An 18,138-nucleotide genomic window follows, 5' to 3' on the forward strand; every position below is an offset into this window, starting at 1 on the left:
CCGGGTCGTGGCCGTCGGCGGGTGGGCCGGCTGCGGCGGAGGCTTTGCGCAGGGCCGAGTACCGGGGCGAGATCACTTTGGTGGGGGAGGAGCCGCGTCTTCCCTGTGATCGGCCGCCTCTGTCCAAGCAGCTGTTGTGTGGGCAGTGGGAGCCGGGCCGGCTGGCCCTGCGTTCGCGTGCCGATATCGACGCGCTGGGCCTGGAGTGGCGTCTGGGTGTCGGTGCGACGGGGCTGGACGCGGTGCGGCATGTGGTGACGCTGGCCGACGGTTCTCAGGTGTCCCATGACGGTCCGGTCGTTGCGACGGGTGTGCGTCCGCGTCGGCTGGCGGGGTGTGACGGTCTGGCCGGGGTGCATGTTCTGCGTACTCTGGCGGACGCGCCGGCATTGAGGGAGGCGCTGCGTCCGGGAGGTCGATCGTCTCAGCTCTCACACCTCGCACATGAGCCCCCACCGAGGCAAGGGGAACCGGGGGAACCGCTCAGCCACGGCGGGGTGTGACCCCCACGTGTCAGGAACGCGACGACGGTCCCACCGCATGGGAGTGGACGGTCGAGCAGCCGTGGTTCGGCGAGTCGGTGGTGCTGGTCGGCGCCGGCCACCTCGGCCATGTGCAGCGGGCCGTGGCCGACGGGGTGCTGCCTCAAGCCAAGGTGGAGATTCCGGCAGGCGACCACACGATCGCCCTGCTGAGCATTTACGCGCTGCGCGCGGAACCCGAGACCACGCCGTCCATCTTCCACGCCGGCCGGTTCCCCACCCTCGCGGCAACCTACCGATCCGCGCGTCGCGACGGAGACATGGAGGTCACAGACCTGAGGTCGCCTGGAGGATACGGGACTGCAGCGGCAGGTCGGTCACGACTTCGAAGCCACCTTGATCGCGGGGCCCCGCGTGGAACCGGCCGCCGGCGGAGCGGGCGCGCTCGCGCATCCCGACAAGGCCGTAACCACCGCCCAGATTCCGGAAGCTGGTCCGCGTGCCGTCTCCGTCGTTGGTGACGGTGATGCGCAGTTGGTCATCGGAGTAGGTGAGCCGGACCTCGGCCGAGCCGGTGGTGGCGTGCTTGGTGACATTGGTGAGCGCTTCCTGCACGATGCGGTACGCCGTGACGTCAGCACCGGCCGGGAGTGGTCGAGGGTTTCCCGCGGTGACGACCTTGACGTCGAGCCCGGCACTGCGGAACGAGGCGGCCAGATGCGAGAGCTGCGCGAGGCCGGGGGCGGGATCGAGAGGCTGCTCAGGGATGCCCGTGCTGCGCAGCAGGCCGACGATGGCCTTGAGTTCGCTCAGCGCCGAGGTGGTGGTGCCGGCGAGATCGAGAGCCATCCGCTTGGCTTCGGCGGGCCTGGTGCGGGCAATGCGCCCCATGGCTTCGGCTTGGAGCTTGGCAAGGACGAGGTGATGGGCCACGACGTCGTGCAGGTCGCGGGCGATGCGCAGCCGTTCGTCGGAGACGCGCCGCCGGGCTTCTTCTTCGAGGTAGGCCGCGTACAACCGGCTCGCGGTGCCGAGGGCGGTGGGCAGCAGCAGCCAGGCTGTGGGGCCGAGCAGCCTGAACAGCAGCGGCTCTTCGGCGGCGCCGCCCAAGAACCCGGTCACCACCAGCAGCACGAGAGCGGCGAAGGCGAAGGTGTTCGCGGTTTTTCGCGTGGTGCGGGCCGCGAGTGAGAACAGCGCGACCATGAGGGGGCCCAACAGCAGAAAGGTGATGATGTAGCCGAGGGCGACCACGGCCATGGTGCAGACCGTGGCCAGCACCACCGACGTGCGGGGGTGGCTGCGGCGCCACAGCAGGGCGGTGCAGGAGATGCCCGTCAGGAGGACCCCTGGCCACCATGTGGTGTCCAGATCACGGCCGGGGAGCGTGAGGATGCTGCCGGGGAAGGAACAGACCAGGAGCGCCGCGGCCGCGGCCGCGTCGGCAGTACGGGGGTAGCTGTGCGTATACCGCTGCAAACGGGTGATCATGGGGTGGGGTCCTGTCCGACGCATGAGCGCGATGGCGCGATGATCCGGTCTGTGAGTGGGGGAAATACGGTGCCGAGTCGGTCAGAGCTCCGGTCGTGGGCTGCGAACGGCCGGCTGCCCCGCCCCGGGAACAGCGCTGCCCGCCGGTGAGGCACCGACGGGCAGTAGTCGTTCCAACGAGCCCATCACGAACATGGCACGGACCGCGGTTCACTTGCGGCTCAGGCGAGCTTGGCGGTCCAGCCGCCGTCTACGGGCACGACCACTCAGCTGACGCAGGAGGCCCGGTCGAAGGCAAGGAACGCGTCGACGTGGGCCTGTTCCTCCAGGGTCCCGGCTCTGCCCAGTGCCGCCCTGCCGCACAGGTTCTTCAGGTGCTCGGCAGGCACGCGTCGGTTCTTCTCGCTGGGTGTGAAGCCCAGTGCGACCGCGTCGATCCGGGTGCCCTGGGGTACTGGACGGCGAAGGAATGGGTGGTGGAGTTGATGCGGGCCTGGCCGCGGAGTACGCCGTCGAGACCGGCGGGCCGCCGCTGTAGGACGCGGCCGAGGGGAAGTTCCTGACGGCGCCCCCGCCGGCGGGCGCCATCACCCGCACGGCGTGCTTGTTGGCGGGCAGGGTGCCGAGCAGGTGGACCGAAGCCGAGCCCTCGTACTCCTCGCATCGCAAAGCCGAGTGCGGCTGTCTCTTTCTGCAGGCCCCTGACGTCGGGCTGCAGGCCCCTGATGTCGGGCGCGAGCGCCTGCGCGCCCTCCTTCACGGACACCGCGACGGTGACCGCGCCGATGGTCTCGGCCGCACCCACTCCGGTGATTACGGCCACCTTGCCCTCAAGTAGACCGCCCTGCTCGTGCGGCGCGGCCGCGGCTTGGTTTTCCATGGTCGTCGTAGCTCCGGATTGCTGGGATGTGATCAAGGTGTCCGCGGGGGGCCGGGGTGCGGTGCGTCAGGGGGTCGGCACACGCAGTAGGTAGTCGGCGACGGCCTGGGGTTCGGTGATCATCAGGTCGTGACCTGTGTCGATGTCCCAGAGCCGGCCGGCCGCGCGGGCCATGGCCAGCTGTGCGGGGTCGCGGTAGGGGAGGGTATTGGTGCAGATGATGTGGGTCTGCGGTATCTCCCGGAGCTCGGCCTCGTTCTCCAGCCGGAGCTTCTGGTCGAAGCACTTGTAGGGGTGGGGGGTCAGCTTCGGCGTCATCCAGGCGATGTCGTCCGGGTCGGTCACGCCGTAGTTCGGGATCGGCTCGAGGCCCGGCTGGAGCACGACCTCCACACCGCCGATGAACTCGCCCTTCGCGCGTGCCGCCTTCATCTGCGGCGGCGAGACCTCGGCGAGGGACTGGCCGTTGACCGGGGTGGCGGCGTCGAGGTAGACGAGGTGACCGATGCGGTCGGTGGCGCGGTCGGCGACGCCGGTGATGACCATGCCGCCGTAGGAGTGCCCGGCCAGGATCACGTCGTGCAGATCCTCGTACTTCAGTACCTGGATGACGTCGGTGATGTGGAGGTCGAGGTCGATGTCGTTGCTGAGCAGGTGGCACCGTTCGCCGACACCCGTCAGGGTCGGGGTGTACACGTCATGTCCCGATTGCCGCAGGATCCGCGCGACGCGCTGGTAGCACCAGCCGCCGTGCGCACCGCCGTGGACGAGCACGTACGTGGCCATGATTGCTCTCCTCCCTGGAGGGGGGGTCGGTTCTCCGGCAGGGGCGCACTGGGGCGGGGGCCGGAGGGCCGACCTGGTCAACAGACGGTCCCGCTCAGGCCTTCTGCCCGGCGGTGGTCGCCTGGGTAGGGGTTCCGTGTGCCCTGGCGGCGTTGTCGCGGTGGCGGGGGAGGAACGAGGCGAGGAGGAGGGCGAGGAGGGCGGCGCCGCAGCCGATGCCCATGATGACCTTGAAGGAGTTTTCGGAGGGTACGGCGTGGCCGGCGAAGTCGATGGTCATCTGGGAGACGATGACGCCGCAGGCGGCGCTGGCGAGGGAGCTGCCGATCGATCGCAGCAGGGTGTTGACGGCGTTGGCGGAGCCGGTTTCGGAGACCGGGACCGCGCTCATGATGAGGGTGGGCAGGGCGCCGTAGGCGAAGCCGACGCCGGCGCCGACGATGCAGGAGATGAGGACGAGCTGCCAGACCTCGCTCATCATGAAGATGTTGAGGGCGTAGCCGGCGGCGACGATGACGGCGCCGATCATGAGGGTGTATTTCGCTCCGAAGGCCTGGGAGATCTTCGAGGAGAGGGGGGCTGCGATCATGACGACGAGGCCCTGAGGTGCGAGGACGAGGCCGACGGCGAGCAGGTCCTGGCCGAGGCCGTAGCCGGTCTGCTCGGGCAGTTGCATGATCTGGGGGACGATCAGCTGGAGGGCGAAGAGGGAGAAGCCGAAGGCCAGGCCGGCGAGGTTGGTGAACAGGACCTGGGGTTTGGCGGTGGTGCGCAGGTCGACGAGGGGCTGGGGGGTGCGCAGTTGGAAGAAGCCCCAGGCGACCAGGATGATCACGGCGGTGGCGAAGAGACCGAGGGTGGTGCCGCTGGCCCAGCCCCAGTCGCCGCCTTTGGAGATGGCCAGCAGCAGGCAGACCAGGCCACCGGCCAGGCCGAGGCTGCCGATGAGGTCGAAGCGTCCGCCGGTCACTACCTTGGATTCGGGTACCAGCAGCAGGACGAGGACGAGGGAGAGGGCGCCGAGTGCGCCGGAGGCCCAGAAGAGGGTGTGCCAGTCGAAGTTGTCGGCGACGAAGGCGGCGATGGGCAGGCCGAGGGCGGCGCCGATACCGAGGGAGGCGCTCATCAGGGCGGTGGAGGAGCCGAGGCGGTCGGCGGGCATCTCGTCGCGCATGATGCTGAGGCCGAGGGGGATGACGCCGGCGGACAGGCCCTGGAGGAGGCGTCCGATGATCATCGGGGTGAGGGAGTCGCTGAGAGCGACGACGAAGGAACCGGCGGTCACCATGGCGAGGCTGGTGAGGAGCATGCGGCGTTTGCCGTACATGTCGCCGAGGCGTCCGGCGATGGGGGTGGCGACGGCGGCGGCGAGCAGGGTGGCGGTGACGGCCCAGGCGGTGTCGGAGGCCGTGGCGTTCAGGTACTTCGGGAGTTCGGGGACGATCGGGATGACCAGGGTCTGCATCAGCGAGACCACGATCCCGGCGAACGCCAGCACCGCCACGATCACGTTCGGATTCGGGGGTGCGGACGCTTTGGTGTCCGCGGTTCGGGTGGGGGTGTCGGCCATGGCTGGACTCCGTCTGGGCAGGCAAGTGGGACTTTTTCCGTTGAGGTCTAGCGTTAAATCAACGGCTTGATTTAAAATGTACCCAGGGGTGGGCACATGTTCAAGTGGCGATCGCTGAATCGAGGAAGAACGTGGTGTGGGGAAGTGGTGCAGACCGGTGGTCCGGAGCCTGCGGCCGGTGCTCGACCGCAGCTCGGGGCCGTGTCCGGCTTGCTCCGCGGCAGCGTCGGGGATTTCCGAGGTTCACGCGGGGCGACAGACGGTCGTCCGCGTGTGGCTGCGTACCCTTCCGTCGTTCGGCTCGGCCTGCTCGGTCGGGGATGTGTGACCGACGGTGGGAACGGTCGCGGCGAAGCCGTGTGATGTTTCGATGGAGTGGAGACGATGGCGAGTAGGACGAGGCGTGACGAGAAGGTCGGCGCGACGCGGGAGTCGCTGTTGCTGGCGGCGGAGCGGCTGTTCGCCGAGCACGGGGTGCACGCGGTGGCCAATCGGCAGATCAGTGAGGCGGCCGGCCAGGGCAACAACGCCGCGGTCAGCTATCACTTCGGCACCAAGGTCGATGTCGTCCGTGCCATCACGCGCAAGCACGCCGAGGTGATCGACAGCGAGCGCCTGCGCATGCTTGACGAGATCGGCGACTCCTCCGAGCTGCGGGACTGGGTGGAGTGCGCGGTTCGCCCGGTCACCGGGCATCTGGACACACTGGGCACACCCAGTTGGTATGCCCGCTTCCTTGCCCAGGTCACGGCCGATCCCGCCCTGCACGCGATCGCGTACGAGGAGACCTATGCCGCCGCCCCGTCGCTGGGGGGCTTGCAGGAGGGCATGCAGCGTTGCCTGCCCGACCTGCCTGCCGGGGTGCAGGCCGAGCGTGCCGCCATGACGCGTCACCTGATCACGCAGATGTGTGTCGAACGGGAGCGGGCTCTGGCGGGCGGCGCCCCGACTCCGCGGGGGAGTTGGCATGAGGCCGCGACGGGCCTCATCGATGCGATGGTCGCGCTCTGGGAGGCGGATGTGACACCTGATGCGTAAATGCGGCTTCAGAGGAACGGATTTTAGATAATTTAAATCAATCGATTGACGCTTCTTGGGGGAATGAGGTTGCCTGGCTCCGGGGTGACTTTGAGTCGAGGGAGGCCGGATGACCACGGCGGCCAGGACGCCACGAGCCGAACAGGTGGGCAACACCCGCGAGTTGATCCTGACAGCGGCGGAACGGCTGTTCGCCGAGCACGGGGTGCACGCGGTGGCCAATCGGCAGATCAGTGAGGCGGCCGGCCAGGGCAACAACGCCGCGGTCAGCTATCACTTCGGCACCAAGGCGGATCTGATCCGCGCGATCGTCCGTCGGCACACCGTGCAAATCGAGGGGATCCGGGCGCGTTTGCTGGTCGAGACCCGCGACGCGACCGACCTGCGGGACTGGGTGGTCTGTCTTGTGCGCCCGATCCCCGACCACCTGGCGACCCTGGGCAATCCCAGCTGGTACGCGCGCTTCTGCGTTCAGGTGATGAGCGATCCGGCACTCCACGACACCGTGGTCGAGGAGTCCTCGACCACCGAGGCGATGGGAGAACTCCTCGAGCGTCTGCAGCGTTACCTGCCCGACCTGCCTGCCGAGGTGCGTGCCGAACGCGCCGCCATGGCACGTCATCTGGTCCTGCACGCGTGCGCAGAGCGTGAGCGCGCCCTCGCCGAGAACACTCCTACACCCCGTGCCAGCTGGCACGGCACGGCCATCGGCCTGATCGACGCGATCGTCGCCGTATGGCAGGCACCGACCCGCGCCGGACTTGACGGCCTTGCGTCGGTTCGACGTATTTCCGGACCCGGTACGGGTACCGGGGCGCCGCCGCGACAATGAGGGCCCGGGGGCGCCCCATGCATGCCCACGCGGCGGGAGCGTGCGGACGGTAGCCGCTCCCCGATCCCACGGTCCGATCCAGGCAGGGTGACGAACCGGTCATCTCCTTCCGCGGTGTGGGCCGGACTCCGCGCATCGCTGGTCTGATGATCAGGCGCGGGGGCAGGGCGTGTACGTGGAGGTCACCGAGGCGGCAGGTGCTACCTCTGGCGCGGCTGGTTGACGTGCGGGCAGCGTTCGCGGGCCGTGAGGGGCCAGAGGATGAAGGTCTCGTCCGACGTCTGCAGGTGGACGTCGTGCCGGTGAGTCACGACCGCCGGTGGCGGGCTCTCGCAGGAGCCGGGCGAATACGTATGGGACGGCGAGGCTGGTGATGTCTCTGGTGGTGTCCCTGGGCAGGCGGGAGCGGGTTTCCGCGATGGCTTCGTGCTCGCCCGCTCTGATGACGCGTGGTGTGGTGGGGGCGACGCCTTGAGCGGCGAGGGCGGCGGCGATGTTGCCGAGATCGTCCGAGGCGACTGCGGCCCGGGACCGTGCGCGGCTGAGGCACAGTCGTTCGAGGATGGCTCGGTCCTCGCCGTGGCCGGTCATGACGGGGATGCCGAGGGAGCGGGCGAGTCGTGCGGTGGTGGCGTGGGGTTCGCGTTCCACGCTGACGACGGGGATGCCCAGCCGCCGCAGCTCGCCGCACGTCTCCACACAGCCGTTGGCCCGCTCGACCGAGCCCATGGCCTCCGGTTCCCGCGGCTTGCAGAGCAGGAACTTGATGCCCAACAGCCCGGCAAAGGCGGAGAATTCATTGAGCACTTCATCCGATGGCCATCGACGGCAGGTGGGAGAGGGTTCTCGCCGCCGTAGCGGCCACAGCCGATGCCGACGGTGACATCGGCTGGACCGTCTCGGCGACTTGACCGTCGTCCGCGTCCACCAGCACTCGGCCGGCGCGTGCAAAAAGGGGCTATCCGGGAGAGCCAGCAGGGAGGCCTGTCATGACATGCTGTTTCCTCTCTGTCTTGCTCAGTTCGGATCGCCGAGCTTCGCGAACCGCGCCGCCACCGCCGAGACCTGCGCCGTCGTGACCACCTCAGGCATGAACGTGTTGAGAAGTGTCAAAGGAGCGGGTAGGCAACGCTCGAACTCGTCGAGGGAAAGCAGCTCCGGGAGTTCGTGGGCAACGATCGCCCGGGCTGCGGGGTCAGCCATGATTTCTTGGAGCGTTGTCGTGTCCACGGACCAGCCGGCCTCGTCGCCGGGCTCGTCCGCTGGCAGGGTCGATGTCCAGTCCCCCCACGGGCTGTCCACATGCCCCTTGCGCGTTGTGACCTCGAAGTAGTGCCCCAGCCCGTCACGTTCGAGGTACTCCTGCGATGGCAGGAACTCATCGCCCAACCGCCGGAGAAACGTGGTGAGTTCGCCATCGAGTCGGTCCCGCACTGGGCGTGCGTCCGGGGTGTCGCACAGATTGTGCATCTGGTGCGGGTCGCTCTCGTTGTCGTAGAGCAGCCAGGGGCCGCTGCGTGAACGCGCGTATGTGTAGCGCGTATCGCGCACTCCGCGGTATTCGGAGAATCCGTCATGTCGCAGTGTCGAGAAGGACACCGGGACACTCAGGAATGCGCTGGTCGGGAGTGGCGCGGTGGCGTCCAGGACATTGACGCCCTCAACGCCCTCCGGCACGTCGATGCCCGCCATGCCCAGCAGCGTCGGCATCAGGTCCGGTGAGTTGACGAGCGCCTGGCTGCGCGCGGGCGCGATCACCCCGGGCCAACGCACCAGCAGAGGAACCCGGATCGACTCCTCCCATGGGGTGAGTTTGTGCTCCAGACCCTGAGAGCCCAACATGGCGCCGTGGTCGGAGGTGAACACCACGATCGTCGACTCGGCGAGGCCGGCTTCGTCCAACGCGGCCAGGAGGTTGCCGACGCAGTCGTCGACGGCGGCACCGTGCGCGTAGTAGCCCCGCAGGTCCCGAAGCGCGTCCTCGCGGCTGTCCTCGGGGACGTTGGGGCGCAGTTCAAGTGGACGGTCGCGGTAGGTGTCCGCATATTCCGCAGGCGCCGAGTCCAGCGGGAAGTGCGGTGGTCCGTACGACACCGTGAGGAAGAACGGCCCGTCGGCTGCGTGTTCCCGCATGTACGAGCACGCGTCCGAGGTCTGCGCGATCGCGTCGTAGCCGTCCCAGTAACGCTTCGTCGGATCGTCACCCGCGTAGTAGGAGGAATGGTTGTAGTCGTGGGTGCATTCCGCCGCTTTCCAGTAACGGAAGCCCATGCGTGCGTTCGGTGGGATGAAGCTTTCGCGGCGCTCGTACCGTCCCTCGGGACTGCCGAACAGGTGCCATTTACCGATGTAGGCGGTGTCGTACCCGGCGTCGGCGAAGGCTTCGGCCAGCGTCGTTCCGGTCGGCTTTAGTGGTACGTCGTTGATGTAAACGCCATGTGTCAGCGGGTACTGCCCCGTCAGCAGTGACGCGCGTGAGGGGCAGCAGACAGGCGTACCTGCGATCGCCTGGTCGAAGACCAGGCTCTGAGCTGCCAAGGCGTCGATGGTGGGCGTGTGTGCATTGGGGTCGCCCGCGTGTCCCAAGGCCTGGGCGCGCCATTCATCAGACAGGATCAGCAACACATTCGGCTGCTGCTTCCGCGTTCCGAAGCGCGGTACATCGTGGTTGTCGGCCTCCACGGGGGCCTCCCTCACATGGTGTGATGGCGTCTTACGACGCGAACCTGTCACGAGGGGTCGCGCTCGGGCTCACGGATCCGGTGTCGGTCACCGTCAACCGGGCCCCACACCGCCGTCGACCGGCTCCACCGTCGGATGGCCGCCCCCTCGTCGAACCCGACCGCACGGGACTGTGCGCTGTTGCACGATCATCGAGTCGTGCGGGATGGCGACCGGCTCGAATGGGACCGTCTCACCTGCCGGTGCGGTGAAGGCGATGACCTTGGGGAGGACCTCCCAGCCCGGTTGAAGGACATGCCGATCATGCGAACTCCATGTGGTGTCGGGCTGCGTCCGAGTAGTCGGCTACGAGGTCCCCGTCGACGATCCCGACCAGCCCACCCAGCGTGACGGTGAGGTCTCTCGACTCGAAATCTAGCATTCATAAAAATCAGAAGCCAGGATGACCCCGAGCCGGAAGGCGGCGACCGGTGCGGGAAGCGCCGGTTCAGGGTGCAATCGGGGCGGCGCTCGAGCCGTCCGTCGGGAGTGGAAGGCCGATCTCTGTCGACGTCCCGCTGGTGGCGGTCATGCCCCGTGCTAGACGTGGCCCTCACGCCCGATGGCGCGCGTTCGCTATAATGAACATATCGTTCAATTGCGTGGAGGTTCTGATGCAGCAGAGAATGTATCTCGATGACACCTACGCCGAGCAGGTCGATACTCGGGTGATCGCTGTGGGGCAACAGGGAGGACGGCCTTGGGCCGCAGTGGAGAACTGCTTGTTCCACCCGCAGGGCGGCGGCCAGCCCGCCGACCGGGGCTGGCTGGAGGCCTTCGAGGTAGTACCTGTCCGGGATGAGGAGTCGGGGCTGATCGTGGCCGTGCCCGCCTCCGAGGAGACCGGGTGGCCGGTGTTCACAGAAGGCCAGCAGGTGCGGGCGCGGATCGATCTGGGGATGCGTATGACACATGCGGCTCTGCACACGGCCGGGCATCTGGTCGAGGCGGCGGGTCGTGCCCAGGCGTGGGAGCCGGCCGGGAACATCCACTTCCCCGGTCAGGCCCGCATCGAGTTCACTGCCCCGCAGCTCGATCCCCGACTGGCCGACCCTGAAGGGCGGGAGGAGGCAACCGCCGAACTGCGCAAGGTGGTCGAGGCCGCCGTCGCCGAGGACCTGCCGGTGACCGCTGAGGAGGATGAGCAGGGGCGGCGCGTGGTGTGTCTGGGTGCCCTGCACGCCGCGCCCTGCGGGGGTACCCATGTGCGCAGCCTCGGTGACCTCCACGATCTGGTGTTGCCGACGCTGAAGGTCAAGCGTGGTCGCATCCGCGTGTCGTATTCCGCCGCTCACGGGCCGCGGTGATGGCTGCGGCGTCCGGGCAGTCGACGAGCAGCACCGCTGCGGCGGTGGGAGCGCAGATCCGTCGGCGTCGTGAACAGCGCGGGATGAGCGGCTCCGAGCTGGCCCGGCGCGCGGGCCTGAGCAAGGCGACGCTGTCGAAGCTGGAGGCCGGGCAGGGCAATCCGACGATCGAGACGCTGGACGCGCTTGCGATCGCGCTGAGGATCCCGCTGACCGACCTGCTGACCCGCGACACGGACCCCGGCCCGGTGTTCGTGCCCGGCACCGAGATCGCCGAGGGCGAAGTCGGCCGGGAGCTGCTGCGTCGGATCAGCAGCGGCAACAGCCTGGAGATCTGGCGGCTGCGCATGCCTCCCCACACCGATCTCCAGGGTGTGCCGCACGCGACCGGCACGGTGGAGCATCTGTTGATGGTCTCGGGCTGTCTGACAGCAGGGCCTGCCGACGCCCCGCGCCCGCTGGCGCCCGGAGATCTGCTCGCCTTCGCGGGAGACGCCCCCCACCTCTACCGCACCGATGCCGAATCGGCAGACGTCACCGTCGTTATCGCCTCGCCCATCGTCAGCTGAAAACCATCCGACAGCCCGGGTTCTCACGATGATCACCACCACCCCCTACGCTTGCCCCTTTGCCGACGACAACGGAGCCGGGACGCCCCGCAGATCATCGACGCCATCGCCCGGGCCGCGGACAGATCGACCGCACCGTACGGCGCGGACAGCCTCAGCGCCGACATCCGGCGCCGCCTGCGCAAGATGGTCACCGGACATCGCCGAGTGCCGTCCGGCCTTACGTTTCAACGGGTGTGACGTGTCCTTTCGGGCTGGTCGGTGGTGTCCGGAACGTGAACCGGCAGGATCTGAGAAGCTGCCCGCGCGGGTCGACGCGGGATGGGCCGATGCCGACCGGTTCACGCCGCTGGGTCGTTGACCCCTCAAGCGATGCCGTGGCACCGAGCGCCGGCAGGACCACAGCGTTCAGGTAGCCGTACAGGAAGGCCTGGTCGGCGGGGCTTCCCTCGATCAAAGGGTGCGTGATCAGTGCTCCGAGGAGGAGGTGGGGGAGGTGAGGCACGGCCGGGTGGTGTGCGGGGTGTTGGCCGCGCACCGTCTCACGGGCGATGAACGCGTCCAACTCCCCGGAGCCTGCTGTGCCGCGCAGGGCGCTTGCGAGCGTCGGGTCGGTGTGCGCCGGTCGGAGCACACCGTGCAGTAGCGCTGCATCGCTGCGCAGCCGGGCGTTGTCCCTGGTGCTGACCAGCCGCGTGCAGGTCTCCAGCGAGCGACCCGGTGTCTGCGGTCACCGCTTTGAAAGGGGACTGGCGCGACAGCGCTTGTGCCACCAACTTCTGCTTGCCGTTGAAGTGGCGGTACAGCGTGGCCTTGCTCCAGTGGGAACCCGCCGCGACCGCGTCCATGGTGAAGGCGTCCTACCCGCTCGCGCGCAGCATGTCGACGACTGCCGCGAACAAGTCGGCCTCCCGTTCGGGCGTGATGTGCGTGCGGCCGGAGCGCGGCGCCGTCGTCGCCGCCGCGGCCACGGTCGTACGGGACGGCTCGGCCGCTGTCATCAACCTCGGCCACTCCAAGCTCGGCGGCCCCACGGCTCGTCTGGCGGCCGCCCAGATCGCCCACGTGAGCGGCGTGGGCCTGATGGCCGGCAGTGTTATCGCCGCCGCGCATTCGATGTGTCGTTGCGTACGCTTCCCTCGTCAGACCTCGCCGAATGGGTCGCGGAGCTGCGGTGACCTGTGGGGCGGTTGCCGCGGAGCGGTGCGAAGTCCCAAGATGGTGATGATGGTAGGCAGACTGAGACGGGATGGCCGGGCCGGTGCGACGCGGGAGGCACTCCTTGCCGCGGCGGAGCGGCTGTTTGCCGAGCGCGGGGTGCACGCGGTCGCGAACCGGCAGATCAGCGAGGAGGCCGGGCAGGGCAACAACGCCGCGGTCACCTACCACTTCGGCAGCAAGGCCGATGTGGTCCGGGCGATCGTACGCAAACACGCCGAGGGGATGGAGCTGATCCGCGCACGGAGGCTTGCCGACATGGAGGACTCCACGGTTCTGCGCGACTGGATCACGTGCGCGGTTCGCACGGTCACCGAGTACCTGGAGGGGCTCGAGAGTCCGACGTGGTGCGCGCGGTTCATCGCCCAGGCCACGGCCGACCCCGCGTTCCACGCGATCACGGCGGAGGAGTTCGCTGCCGCGGCTCCGTCCATGCGGCGGCTGCAGGAGGGCATGAACCGGTGTCTGCCCGAACTGCCCGACGAGGTGTACATCGAACGCGTCGCGATGACACGTCACCTGATCACGCAGATGGCGGCCGACCGGGAACGGGCCCTCGCCGACCGCTCTCCCACGCCTCGGGCGAGCTGGCGCGAGGCGGCCACTGGCCTCATCGACGTGATCGTCGCGCTGTGGCAGGCGCCGGTGACACGCGAGCCGTGACTGTGCGGAGGTGGCGATGGTGAACGGGGTGCGCCATGTGCGGAGTTGCCCGCCTTCGGCGATTCCTCAGGATGTGTGTCCCGTTCACCGTTGGCGTTTCGGTTCACCGTGTTGCTTCTTCCTCCACGCGCCCTGTGACAGCACGATGCCGATGCTCGGTGCGACGACTTTTCGACCCTGTATCTCACCTCTGCCCGGACGGCGGTGGCCGCGGAGCTGAATGCCTCCGCCTACGTCACGACGACCAGGACCGGCAGAGCGCGGCCGCCGCGGTGGAGTGCCCCTTCGACCCGGGTCACCAGCACGACGCGTAGGCGTATGTTGTGCAGAGCCGCGCATTCCACTGTGGGCTGTGGGCTGTGGTCCGGGGGAAGGAGACCATGTGGAGCCGTCGGCGACCAGTGTGATCGATGACGCGCGGGCCAGGAGCGGGCGCCCGCGTGCCACGTCGCGGGCTGATCTGGAGCGTCTCGGCTTCGAGCTGTTCGAGCGGAAGGGCTTCGAGGAGACCACGGTCGACGACATCGCGGCCGCGGCCGGCATCAGCCGCCGGACGTTCTTCCGGTACTTCGCCTCCAAGAACGATCTGGTGTGGGGCGACTTCGAGGGCCAACTGGCGCGGCTGCGCCAGCTGTTGGCGGCTGTCCCGGAGGACGTGCCGACCATGGAAGGGCTCCGCACCACCATCGTCGAGTTCAACAGCTTCGACCGAGAGACGGTGCCGTGGCACCGCCGCCGGATGGAGCTGATCCTTTGGGTGCCCGCCCTTCAGGCCGACTCCACCCTGCGTTACAACTCCTGGCGGACCATTGTCACCGAGTTCGCTGCCGCCCGGGCCGGTCTGTCATCGACCGCGCTGGAGCCGCGGCTGATCGGCAACGTCGCGCTGGGAGCGTCCGTCGCGGCCTACGAGCTGTGGCTGGAGGACGGCACGGCGGAGCTCTCGGCCCTGCTGGACGAGGCGTTCAGGAGGCTTGCGGCCGGTTTCTGAGCGGCTGGGGAGCCGCGCAGCAGCCGAGGACGCAGCGCGGCCAGTGAACGGCCCTTGGCGGCGGAGAACCACACCCCCGCGCCGTAGGCGAGGTCGTCGAGACGCCGGGCCATGCCGTAGCGGACAGGGTCGAGGTCCACCTTGTCACGGCGGTACTCCAGAGCGATGTCCAGGGCCGCCGCCACGGCCGTGGCGCGACGCACCCGCCGGGAGACGACGCAGCCAACCGCGGTGACCGGCCACCAATGCCGCGTCACGAGCGCGCCGGTCTGGCCCAGCGCGGCGACGGAGCCCTGGGCGGTGAGCCGCGCGCCCAGGCGGAGGGGATGCTCGACTCTCCCGAGTTTGTGGGCGATACGCAGCGCGGTCACCCCGCAGACGGCCGTCGCCACGGGCACGGACCAGCGTCGCTGCGCCAGCAGGGCCGCGACCATCGCGGTGCTCCATGGTGCCAGGACCGCCGGGGCGATGGACTGAGGATGCCGTTCGGCCAGGGGGTGCGCACCCGTCCCGTACACGGCCTTGCGAGCGAACCAGTCGCAGAAGCCGACCCGGTGTTCGTGGGCCGCGGTGACGGATGGCTCGTACCGTATCCGCCAGCCGCGCGCGACCGCCCGCCAGCCGAAGTCGACGTCCTCCCCTACTCGAAGGTGCTCGTCGAAGCCGTCGCCGAGCGCGTCGACGCGGGCGACGACGCAGGCTGTGGAGACCCAGGACACGAACGACCCGGGGCGCACCGACGCCGGGCGCGCGCCCAGGTCGAGGGAGGAGCGTGCCTGTTCGTAACGGCCGATCCAGTTCGTCGAGCCGCCGGTTCGCAGACCTGTGATGCGAGGCACGGCGATGCCGACGCGCGGGTCCGCGAAGTGCCTGAGCAGGGTCGGCACGGTGGTCTCTGCGAGCACGATGTCGGAGTCGACGAAAACCGCGAACGGCGTGCGGACCAGGCGGAGTCCGGCGTTGCGTGCCGCCGCCGGGCCGAGGTTCACGGGCAGCGCGACGAAGCGGGCGCCGTGTTCGGCGGCGACCTGCTCGACACCGGCCGGGTCGTACGAGGCGTCGTCGACCACGATCACTTCACTGCCGGGGCTGATGCTGCCCAGCAGACGGTCGAGCTGCTGCGGCCGGTCACGCACCGGGATGACATAGGTGCAGCGCGGGTCGGGATGGGGTGGCAGCTGATCCACGACCGGGTGGGCGAGCCCGAGGTCGAGCAGCCGGTCGGCGAGCACGGCGCCCGCGGCGTCCCGCACCCGAAGCGTACGGCCGTCCGTCATCAGCGCGCGGGCGCGTGGGGTCAGACGCAGCAGGCGGGTGGTGGGGGCACCGCCGAGGAGGGCCTGGCCGCCGTCGACGACGAGGGTATGAGGGTCGAGGGCGACAGCGAAGCCGCGCGGCAGGACGTGACTCGGGTCCGGGGTCATGGGCAGGTCGGCTCCTGGCTGTCGCTCGCGCTGGGTGTCGGTGGGGCGTCGCGGTGGTCGGCAGCGGCCGCGGGCCGGCGGGACAGTTGGCCGTACCGGCGCGGACGTGTCATCGGGGTACCGTCGCGATCGGGTCGGTAAGCCGTCCGCGATGGTCGGGCAACGCGGCGACGATGTTCCGAACGGCGGCGTCGACCACCGCGTCGATCAGCTCGCGACCCTCTCGCGCGCACGCGCCGGCGGGATCACCGAGCACACCGTTCGCGGCTACGGAGCGGACGCCACCGGCGATCAGTTCCGGCATCAGGTCGACGATCGGCCGGGTGTCCCCGGCGACGGCGGCGGTCAACTCCACGTCGTCGGGGGCGAGATGGAGCATGGCGGAGGTCTCAGCGCGGCCCGCGTGGGCGTCACCGCCGGGAAACGCGCAGCCCGTCCAGGCGACGTCGTGTCCCTCGTCGCGCAGTTGGACGACTGCCTCGTCGAGGGTGCGTACGTTGCCGCCATGGCCGTTGACGAAGACCGTGCGGGACGCCCAGAGGGCGAGCGACCGAACGGTCTCGATCAGGACGAGCCGCAGTGCTTCGTGTCCGATCGAGATCGTGCCGGGGAACCCGGCGTGCTCGCCGCTGTTGCCGTACGCGATGGTCGGTGCGACCAGCACGGGGCCGGGCAGCCGGCGGGCCACGCGGTCGGCGACCGCACGGGCGATGACGCTGTCGGTCGTGAGCGGGAGATGCGGGCCGTGCTGCTCGGTGGAGCCGATCGGTACGAGCACGAGTGCCCCGTCGGCGGGAACCGCGGGCCAGGTGGTGCGGGCGAGTTCGGTGCTCATGGCTCAAGCCCTGGACGGGCCGGGCTTCGAGAGGCCGAGAGTACGGGTGAAGCCGTCGGGTATCACCAGGTCGTCCGGGCTCAACTCGTCGATGGACGCGTGCCCCAGGCCTAGCACCGCGGAGTCGAGCCCGCCGCGCATGATGTCCAGGACGTTCTCGACACCGGCCTGGCCGTTTGCGGCAAGGCCCCACAGGTAGGCCCGGCCGATCAGTACGGCGCGGGCGCCGAGGGCAAGCGCCTTGGCCACGTCGCCGCCGCGCCGCACGCCTCCGTCGAGCAGTACCTCGATCTCGTGGCCGACGGCTTCGGCGACGGAGGGCAGGATGCGGATGGTCGCCGGCGTGGTGTCGAGGTTGTTGCCGCCGTGGTTGGAGACGGAGAGCGCAGTGACTCCGGCGTCCACGGCGCGCTTGGCGTCATCGACGCGGGTGACGCCCTTGAGGAGGAAGGGACCGTTCCACTCCTTGACCAGCCAGCTGACGTCCTGCCAGGTGGGCGGCGGGGTCCGCAACCACTCTCCGTACGCGCCGAAGAAGGTGGGGGCCGCACCGCCCGGTGCTTTGAGGTTGGGCGTGGTCAGGTCCGGGATGCGGCCGGTCCGGGCGAACTTCCACAGCCAGCCGGGACGCGGCAGCACGTCCGGGGCGAACCTCAGCATCGTCTTGAAGTCGACCTTCTCGGGGATGGTGGGGCTGCCCCAGTCACGGCCGTTGGAGAAGGACCAATCGAGGGTGACGACAAGCGCCCTGCAGCCGGCGGTCCTGGCACGCTCCATGCGCTGCAGCATCTCGTCGCGGGTGCCGGACCAGTACATCTGGAACGCGGTGTCGGGGTTGGCGGCGGTGACCTCCTCGACGGGCTTGCTGGCGAACGAGCTCAGCCCCATGACGACGCCCCGGTTCGCGGCGGCGCGGGCGACGGCGACCTCGCCGTCCGGATGAACGGCCTGCACACCGGTCGGTGAGATGACGACGGGGATGGCTGACTCCATGCCCAGGACGGTGGTGGTCAGATCACGCTGGGCGTGGTGGCCCACAACGCGCGGCGCGAAGCCGAGTTCGGCGAAGGCCCCGACGTTGTCGTGGAGGGTGCGGCCGCGCTCGGACCCGGCGACCAGTGCGCCGTACACCAGGTGCGGTAGGTGCTTCTTGGCACGGCGCTGTGCCTCGGCGACCGTCTCGAACCAGGGGTTTTTGCTCATGGAACCTTCTCTTGTCCGATGTGCTTCGGCCTGGGAGGGTGACAGCTCACTTCACGAGGTCCCCGGCGTCGATGGGCAGCGCGGCTCCGGTGATGGGGCGGGCTCCGCCGCGAACTTCCCTTTGACGG

At 69.1% G+C, this 18,138-nt stretch carries 17 protein-coding genes and 1 pseudogene; 7 read left to right on the forward strand and 11 right to left on the reverse strand.

The features are described from left to right. Positions 1 to 32: 32 nt before the first annotated feature. Positions 33 to 503, forward strand: a pseudogene (locus ACZ69M_RS33435) (FAD-dependent oxidoreductase); the annotation flags it as partial. Between the two features lie 306 nt (positions 504 to 809). Here ACZ69M_RS33435 and ACZ69M_RS33440 read toward each other — a convergent pair. The 4 genes from ACZ69M_RS33440 to ACZ69M_RS33455 all read right to left on the reverse strand — a co-directional run bounded on the left by ACZ69M_RS33440 (position 810) and on the right by ACZ69M_RS33455 (position 5,209). Further along, on the reverse strand, positions 810 to 1,973 hold the full coding sequence (locus tag ACZ69M_RS33440; RefSeq protein ID WP_470055758.1) for a sensor histidine kinase: 1,164 nt from the start codon (positions 1,971 to 1,973) through the stop codon (positions 810 to 812). 266 nt (positions 1,974 to 2,239) lie between these two features. Further along, the gene (locus tag ACZ69M_RS33445) at positions 2,240 to 2,362 is read right to left on the reverse strand and encodes a hypothetical protein (protein WP_470055760.1); all 123 of its coding nucleotides are present in this window, start codon (positions 2,360 to 2,362) and stop codon (positions 2,240 to 2,242) included. A gap of 557 nt (positions 2,363 to 2,919) precedes the next feature. Next, positions 2,920 to 3,639 carry an alpha/beta hydrolase gene (locus tag ACZ69M_RS33450; RefSeq protein WP_470055761.1) on the reverse strand — a complete coding sequence of 240 codons (720 nt, stop codon included), beginning with the start codon at positions 3,637 to 3,639 and terminating at the stop codon, positions 2,920 to 2,922. Between the two features lie 94 nt (positions 3,640 to 3,733). After that, positions 3,734 to 5,209 (reverse strand): MFS transporter, encoded by a 1,476-nt coding sequence (locus ACZ69M_RS33455; protein WP_470055763.1) that lies wholly within the window; start codon positions 5,207 to 5,209, stop codon positions 3,734 to 3,736. Between the two features lie 384 nt (positions 5,210 to 5,593). Here ACZ69M_RS33455 and ACZ69M_RS33460 point away from each other — a divergent pair, with 384 nt between their 5' ends. After that, positions 5,594 to 6,247 carry a TetR/AcrR family transcriptional regulator gene (locus ACZ69M_RS33460; protein ID WP_470055765.1) on the forward strand — a complete coding sequence of 218 codons (654 nt, stop codon included), beginning with the start codon at positions 5,594 to 5,596 and terminating at the stop codon, positions 6,245 to 6,247. A 109-nt stretch (positions 6,248 to 6,356) separates the two neighbouring features. Next, the gene (locus tag ACZ69M_RS33465) at positions 6,357 to 7,079 is read left to right on the forward strand and encodes a TetR/AcrR family transcriptional regulator (protein WP_470055767.1); all 723 of its coding nucleotides are present in this window, start codon (positions 6,357 to 6,359) and stop codon (positions 7,077 to 7,079) included. A 150-nt stretch (positions 7,080 to 7,229) separates the two neighbouring features. Here the strand turns inward: ACZ69M_RS33465 and ACZ69M_RS33470 are convergent, their stop codons facing one another. Together ACZ69M_RS33470 and ACZ69M_RS33475 are read right to left on the reverse strand one after the other, a co-directional pair. Then, positions 7,230 to 7,886 carry an NAD-binding protein gene (locus ACZ69M_RS33470; RefSeq protein WP_470055768.1) on the reverse strand — a complete coding sequence of 219 codons (657 nt, stop codon included), beginning with the start codon at positions 7,884 to 7,886 and terminating at the stop codon, positions 7,230 to 7,232. Positions 7,887 to 8,096: 210 nt separating this feature from the next. Further along, on the reverse strand, positions 8,097 to 9,761 hold the full coding sequence (locus tag ACZ69M_RS33475) for a sulfatase family protein (RefSeq protein ID WP_470055770.1): 1,665 nt from the start codon (positions 9,759 to 9,761) through the stop codon (positions 8,097 to 8,099). Between the two features lie 641 nt (positions 9,762 to 10,402). On the opposite strand from ACZ69M_RS33475, the gene ACZ69M_RS33480 reads away from it, so the two are divergent. Then, on the forward strand, positions 10,403 to 11,107 hold the full coding sequence (locus ACZ69M_RS33480; protein ID WP_470055772.1) for an alanyl-tRNA editing protein: 705 nt from the start codon (positions 10,403 to 10,405) through the stop codon (positions 11,105 to 11,107). Continuing rightward, positions 11,107 to 11,676, forward strand: coding sequence for a helix-turn-helix domain-containing protein (locus tag ACZ69M_RS33485; RefSeq protein WP_470055773.1), 570 nt, complete (start codon positions 11,107 to 11,109; stop codon positions 11,674 to 11,676). The genes ACZ69M_RS33480 and ACZ69M_RS33485 overlap by 1 nt, the downstream gene beginning before the upstream one ends. Before the next feature lie 542 nt (positions 11,677 to 12,218). On the opposite strand, the gene ACZ69M_RS33490 is transcribed toward ACZ69M_RS33485, so the two are convergent. After that, positions 12,219 to 12,524, reverse strand: coding sequence for a TetR family transcriptional regulator (locus ACZ69M_RS33490; protein ID WP_470055775.1), 306 nt, complete (start codon positions 12,522 to 12,524; stop codon positions 12,219 to 12,221). Positions 12,525 to 12,536: 12 nt separating this feature from the next. After that, a complete protein-coding gene (locus ACZ69M_RS33495; RefSeq protein ID WP_470055777.1) occupies positions 12,537 to 12,677 on the reverse strand; it encodes a hypothetical protein in 141 nt (46 codons plus the stop codon). A gap of 217 nt (positions 12,678 to 12,894) precedes the next feature. Between ACZ69M_RS33495 and ACZ69M_RS33500 the strand changes: the two genes are divergently transcribed. Continuing rightward, positions 12,895 to 13,557 carry a TetR/AcrR family transcriptional regulator gene (locus ACZ69M_RS33500; RefSeq protein WP_470055779.1) on the forward strand — a complete coding sequence of 221 codons (663 nt, stop codon included), beginning with the start codon at positions 12,895 to 12,897 and terminating at the stop codon, positions 13,555 to 13,557. Between the two features lie 382 nt (positions 13,558 to 13,939). Continuing rightward, positions 13,940 to 14,548, forward strand: coding sequence for a mycofactocin system transcriptional regulator (mftR, locus tag ACZ69M_RS33505; protein WP_470055781.1), 609 nt, complete (start codon positions 13,940 to 13,942; stop codon positions 14,546 to 14,548). On the opposite strand, the gene mftF is transcribed toward mftR, so the two are convergent. From mftF to mftD, 3 genes are all read right to left on the reverse strand, one after another. Further along, positions 14,464 to 15,972: a mycofactocin biosynthesis glycosyltransferase MftF gene (gene mftF / locus ACZ69M_RS33510; protein WP_470055782.1), complete on the reverse strand. Its 1,509-nt coding sequence runs from the start codon at positions 15,970 to 15,972 to the stop codon at positions 14,464 to 14,466. The genes mftR and mftF overlap by 85 nt on opposite strands. Before the next feature lie 109 nt (positions 15,973 to 16,081). Then, positions 16,082 to 16,807 carry a mycofactocin biosynthesis peptidyl-dipeptidase MftE gene (gene mftE, locus ACZ69M_RS33515; protein ID WP_470055784.1) on the reverse strand — a complete coding sequence of 242 codons (726 nt, stop codon included), beginning with the start codon at positions 16,805 to 16,807 and terminating at the stop codon, positions 16,082 to 16,084. 3 nt (positions 16,808 to 16,810) lie between these two features. Then, positions 16,811 to 18,010, reverse strand: coding sequence for a pre-mycofactocin synthase MftD (gene mftD / locus ACZ69M_RS33520; RefSeq protein ID WP_470055786.1), 1,200 nt, complete (start codon positions 18,008 to 18,010; stop codon positions 16,811 to 16,813). Positions 18,011 to 18,138 lie beyond the last annotated feature (128 nt).

The sequence above is a fragment of the Streptomyces sp. NPDC107454 genome (genome assembly GCF_055582885.1).

What these genes read in the sequence shown, in the direction of transcription:
- ACZ69M_RS33495 (WP_470055777.1), bottom strand. Translation starts at nt 12,677, where the DNA reads ATGACAGCGGCCGAGCCGTCCCGTACGACCGTGGCCGCGGCGGCGACG.
- ACZ69M_RS33450 (WP_470055761.1), bottom strand. Translation starts at nt 3,639, where the DNA reads ATGGCCACGTACGTGCTCGTCCACGGCGGTGCGCACGGCGGCTGGTGC.
- ACZ69M_RS33500 (WP_470055779.1), top strand. Translation starts at nt 12,895, where the DNA reads ATGGTGATGATGGTAGGCAGACTGAGACGGGATGGCCGGGCCGGTGCG.
- ACZ69M_RS33490 (WP_470055775.1), bottom strand. Translation starts at nt 12,524, where the DNA reads ATGGACGCGGTCGCGGCGGGTTCCCACTGGAGCAAGGCCACGCTGTAC.
- ACZ69M_RS33455 (WP_470055763.1), bottom strand. Translation starts at nt 5,209, where the DNA reads ATGGCCGACACCCCCACCCGAACCGCGGACACCAAAGCGTCCGCACCC.
- mftD (WP_470055786.1), bottom strand. Translation starts at nt 18,010, where the DNA reads ATGAGCAAAAACCCCTGGTTCGAGACGGTCGCCGAGGCACAGCGCCGT.
- ACZ69M_RS33485 (WP_470055773.1), top strand. Translation starts at nt 11,107, where the DNA reads ATGGCTGCGGCGTCCGGGCAGTCGACGAGCAGCACCGCTGCGGCGGTG.
- mftF (WP_470055782.1), bottom strand. Translation starts at nt 15,972, where the DNA reads ATGACCCCGGACCCGAGTCACGTCCTGCCGCGCGGCTTCGCTGTCGCC.
- ACZ69M_RS33465 (WP_470055767.1), top strand. Translation starts at nt 6,357, where the DNA reads ATGACCACGGCGGCCAGGACGCCACGAGCCGAACAGGTGGGCAACACC.
- mftE (WP_470055784.1), bottom strand. Translation starts at nt 16,807, where the DNA reads ATGAGCACCGAACTCGCCCGCACCACCTGGCCCGCGGTTCCCGCCGAC.
- ACZ69M_RS33460 (WP_470055765.1), top strand. Translation starts at nt 5,594, where the DNA reads ATGGCGAGTAGGACGAGGCGTGACGAGAAGGTCGGCGCGACGCGGGAG.
- ACZ69M_RS33440 (WP_470055758.1), bottom strand. Translation starts at nt 1,973, where the DNA reads ATGATCACCCGTTTGCAGCGGTATACGCACAGCTACCCCCGTACTGCC.